Source organism: Chryseobacterium sp. TQ-BC-N36, assembly GCF_058382295.1.
This window is the reverse complement of the sequence record NZ_CM178175.1, coordinates 4230001-4235000: the sequence shown is the minus strand read 5'-3', so window position 1 is coordinate 4235000 and position 5000 is coordinate 4230001. Positions and strand designations below refer to the sequence as shown.

The window sequence follows — 5000 nt, the reverse complement described above, 5'->3', positions numbered from 1 at the left end:
GCTCCACAATACCTCACAGTACTGCTTCGGCGCAAATAGAATGCTCTCCTACCAGATGTATAAATACAAATCCATAGCTTCGGTAATATGTTTATGCCCGATTATTATCCATGCCGGACCGCTCGACTAGTGAGCTGTTACGCACTCTTTAAATGAATGGCTGCTTCCAAGCCAACATCCTAGCTGTCAATGCAGTCCAACCGCGTTGTTTCAACTTAACATATATTTGGGGACCTTAGCTGTTGGTCTGGGTTCTTTCCCTCTCGGACATGGACCTTAGCACCCATGCCCTCACTGCCGACGAACATTTATTAGCATTCGGAGTTTGTCAGGAATTGGTAGGCGGTGAAACCCCCGCATCCAATCAGTAGCTCTACCTCTAATAAACTTAACATCGACGCTGCACCTAAATGCATTTCGGAGAGTACGAGCTATCTCCCAGTTTGATTGGCCTTTCACCCCTACCCACAGGTCATCCGAAGACTTTTCAACGTCAACCGGTTCGGTCCTCCACTCTGTGTTACCAGAGCTTCAACCTGCCCATGGGTAGATCACAAGGTTTCGCGTCTAATCCTACTAACTCAGCGCCCTATTCAGACTCGCTTTCGCTTCGGCTCCGGTACTTAATACCTTAACCTCGCTAGTAAAATTAACTCGTAGGCTCATTATGCAAAAGGCACGCCGTCACAGCTTTATGCTGCTCCGACCGCTTGTAGGCGTACGGTTTCAGGTTCTATTTCACCCTTCTATTCGAAGTGCTTTTCACCTTTCCTTCACAGTACTTGTTCACTATCGGTCTTTCAGGAGTATTTAGCCTTGGAGGATGGTCCCCCCATATTCAGACAGGATTTCACGTGTCCCGCCCTACTCATTTATCATCTAATTATGCCTTTCGAGTACAGGATTATCACCTTCTATGATTGTTCTTTCCAGAACATTCCTCTAAACATAAATAGACTTTTGGGCTAATCCGCTTTCGCTCGCCACTACTTACGGAATCTCTTCGATTTCTTTTCCTCCGGGTACTTAGATGTTTCAGTTCTCCGGGTTTGCTCCTCTTACGAGGTGACATGTCTTCAACATGCCGGGTTGCCCCATTCGGATATCTGCGGATCAATTCGTGTGTGCCAATCCCCGCAGCTTTTCGCAGCTTACCACGTCCTTCGTCGCCTCTGAAAGCCTAGGCATCCGCCATACGCCCTTAACGATTTCTTTCCTATTGGTTACTCAAGCGCTTTATGCGCTCGGTTTTCTCTTTGTGATGTCTTTACCGTTAATGTCAATGATCTTAATGTCTTCTTTTCCTACTGATGAACAAATGTTGTTGTTGGCTCCATTCGTAACTTTTAAATCAGTATTCCAAAACTGTGGAGAATAAGGGAGTCGAACCCTTGACCTCCTGCGTGCAAGGCAGGCGCTCTAGCCAGCTGAGCTAATTCCCCCTCTAGGTTGATTTGAGATTTCAGGTTTGTGATTTGATATTCATACATAACGAATTTCAAATTTCAAATATCTAATTTCAAATCACTTAATTAGTAGTCTCGGGCAGGCTCGAACTGCCGACCTCTACATTATCAGTGTAGCGCTCTAACCAGCTGAGCTACGAGACTCTGTTAGATTTGAGATTCATTATTTGATATTTGATATCCTAAACTTTAAATCTCGAACTTCAAATTTCAAATTCTATAATCTCTTGTCTCTCTATCCCTTTACTAATTTCTAGTGGGTGTTTTATTTTTATATAACCAACCAAACAAAAAACTAAAGCTATACTTTAAGTAAGTATTATGTATCTTACGATACTGATTTTGTTTAACGTCCAAAGACGCTCTAAAATGAGATGTTCCAGCCGCACCTTCCGGTACGGCTACCTTGTTACGACTTAGCCCTAGTTACCTGTTTTACCCTAGGCAGCTCCTGTTACGGTCACCGACTTCAGGTACCCCAGACTTCCATGGCTTGACGGGCGGTGTGTACAAGGCCCGGGAACGTATTCACCGCGCCATGGCTGATGCGCGATTACTAGCGATTCCAGCTTCATAGAGTCGAGTTGCAGACTCCAATCCGAACTGAGACCGGCTTTCGAGATTTGCATCACTTCGCAGTGTAGCTGCCCTCTGTACCGGCCATTGTATTACGTGTGTGGCCCAAGGCGTAAGGGCCGTGATGATTTGACGTCATCCCCACCTTCCTCTCTACTTGCGTAGGCAGTCTCACTAGAGTCCCCAACTTAATGATGGCAACTAGTGACAGGGGTTGCGCTCGTTGCAGGACTTAACCTAACACCTCACGGCACGAGCTGACGACAACCATGCAGCACCTTGAAAAATGTCCGAAGAAAAGTCTATTTCTAAACCTGTCATTTCCCATTTAAGCCTTGGTAAGGTTCCTCGCGTATCATCGAATTAAACCACATAATCCACCGCTTGTGCGGGCCCCCGTCAATTCCTTTGAGTTTCAAACTTGCGTTCGTACTCCCCAGGTGGCTAACTTATCACTTTCGCTTAGTCTCTGAAGCTTGCGCTCCAAAAACGAGTTAGCATCGTTTACGGCGTGGACTACCAGGGTATCTAATCCTGTTCGCTCCCCACGCTTTCGTCCATCAGCGTCAGTTGTTGCTTAGTAACCTGCCTTCGCAATTGGTGTTCTAAGTAATATCTATGCATTTCACCGCTACACTACTTATTCCAGCTACTTCAACAACACTCAAGACCTGCAGTATCAATGGCAGTTTCACAGTTAAGCTGTGAGATTTCACCACTGACTTACAGATCCGCCTACGGACCCTTTAAACCCAATAAATCCGGATAACGCTTGCACCCTCCGTATTACCGCGGCTGCTGGCACGGAGTTAGCCGGTGCTTATTCGTATAGTACCTTCAGCTAGATACACGTATCTAGGTTTATCCCTATACAAAAGAAGTTTACAACCCATAGGGCCGTCGTCCTTCACGCGGGATGGCTGGATCAGGCTCGCACCCATTGTCCAATATTCCTCACTGCTGCCTCCCGTAGGAGTCTGGTCCGTGTCTCAGTACCAGTGTGGGGGATCACCCTCTCAGGCCCCCTAAAGATCGCAGACTTGGTGAGCCGTTACCTCACCAACTATCTAATCTTGCGCGTGCCCATCTCTATCCACCGGAGTTTTCAATATCCATCGATGCCGACAAATATATTATGGGGTATTAATCTTCCTTTCGAAAGGCTATCCCCCTGATAAAGGCAGGTTGCACACGTGTTCCGCACCCGTACGCCGCTCTCAAGATCCCGAAAGATCTCTACCGCTCGGCTTGCATGTGTTAGGCCTCCCGCTAGCGTTTCATCCTGAGCCAGGATCAAACTCTCCATTGTATGTTTGTCTGACTCACTCAAAGTTTTTAACGCTTTAGTTTTTCCTTACTTGGTTGTTATATTGTATGTCAATGATCTTTATATCTTTCGCTTTTTACGAGGCAATCTATCTGTCAGTGTCGCTCCGTATTTGCGAGTGCAAAAGTAAAACTTTATTTCTTAATGACCAAATGTTTCTAAAGAAAATTTTAAAGTTTTTTAAGTAACCTTAATTCCTTTACTAACCCTTAATCATCCTACTCCTGCGCTCCCTTAATTGGGACTGCAAAGATACAAACTCTTTTTTATCTCGCAACTCTTTTTTAAAAAAAGTTTAAAGTTTTTTTTCGCCTGTTTCTTTTTTGAAGTAATAATGTTTTTGCCCATCTAAAGGCTCTCCTGCGCTACTAATCTACTCTCGTTTTCAGTGGGGCAAAGATAGCAACTTCATACAACGCAAAACAACTTTATTGAACATAAATTTTATATCAAATAACCTATTGTGGATAAATTAAAGCTTTAACTAATTGTTATATTTATACTTACATAATTACCAACACTTATCCACAATGAGTATTAATAAATTTTAAATCGAATAATTACTATGCTAATGTTATGAACTATTACAAAATGTCATAACTTATTTTTTAGCTGAGTAAATATATTTGAAAAAAAATGTAAAAATTGAGATTAACCATTTGGAGCATCTCCAAAAGCATAGAATATGAAATCAATAGATTACAGAAAAAGTTATAGTGGAATTTTATGTTCAATCTTATTTCAGCAGATCCGGTTCCAAGATGTTGAATAATATTTTATGTTAAGAGAGCAAGTTCTAAATGAAGGAATTCGTGATTCGGGATACGGGTTTCCTGTTTCGGATTTCTGAGATTTGAACTGGAAGTTATAAAGGTAATTCTATTCCCACTTGTGTCATTCGGCAGGAATCCAGGCTTGTTTATAGAGGGAAGTTATAATACTTAAGTCAATTATAATGAACTATTATTGCTTGATTGAATGGCTCGTTTAGACTCCTACGGAGTGACAATGGGGTATGTGATGAATGATGAATGTTAAGTGATAAGTAATAATTGATAATTGATAATTGATAGTTGATTCCGGTATCGTTTATCAATTATTACTTATTACTTATTGCTCATTACTGATTACTTCTGTTACTTTAAACCGGGATGGGTATAAAACAAAAAATCCTTTATCATGACGATAAAGGATTTTTAAAAATAAAATAAAAACTGGCGGCGGCCTACTCTCCCGCGTTAGCAGTACCATCGGCGCTGGTGGGCTTAACTTCTGTGTTCGGAATGGGAACAGGTGAGCCCCACCGCTAAAACCACCCTAAAGAAGGTATATATTGTAAAATGTCAGTTGTATCATCTACAATGTCGTTACATTATACTTTGTACATATTACATTTTACAAGTTTTAAGCGATAAAAACTTTCACAAAGACAAAACCTTTACTGCGCATAAAGTACTTATCATTTTTTATAAATTTGATATAGCAACCATAGACTATAAATCTACGGGTAATTAGTACTACTCGGCTATGACATTACTGTCTTTACACCTGTAGCCTATCAACGTCGTCATCTACAACGACCCTTAAAAGATGTCTCATCTTGAGGCGAGTTTCGCACTTATATGCTTTCA

Annotated in this window: 2 tRNA genes and 4 rRNA genes (2 of these 6 only partly in view); all 6 read right to left on the bottom strand. The window is 42.0% G+C overall.

Going from position 1 to position 5000, the window contains the following annotated elements:
- Positions 1-1215: ribosomal RNA gene (locus AC3FI7_RS19055) — 23S ribosomal RNA — on the bottom strand (it extends 1537 nt beyond the left edge of the window).
- 153 nt (positions 1216-1368) lie between these two features.
- Positions 1369-1442, bottom strand: a tRNA-Ala gene (locus AC3FI7_RS19050).
- Between the two features lie 94 nt (positions 1443-1536).
- Positions 1537-1610 (bottom strand) — tRNA-Ile (locus AC3FI7_RS19045).
- 223 nt (positions 1611-1833) lie between these two features.
- Positions 1834-3351 (bottom strand): 16S ribosomal RNA (locus AC3FI7_RS19040).
- A 1230-nt stretch (positions 3352-4581) separates the two neighbouring features.
- Positions 4582-4689, bottom strand: a 5S ribosomal RNA gene (gene rrf / locus AC3FI7_RS19035).
- 171 nt (positions 4690-4860) lie between these two features.
- Positions 4861-5000 (bottom strand): 23S ribosomal RNA (locus AC3FI7_RS19030); it runs 2613 nt beyond the window's last position.
- Together the 16S, 23S and 5S rRNA genes with 2 tRNA genes alongside form the textbook arrangement of a ribosomal RNA operon.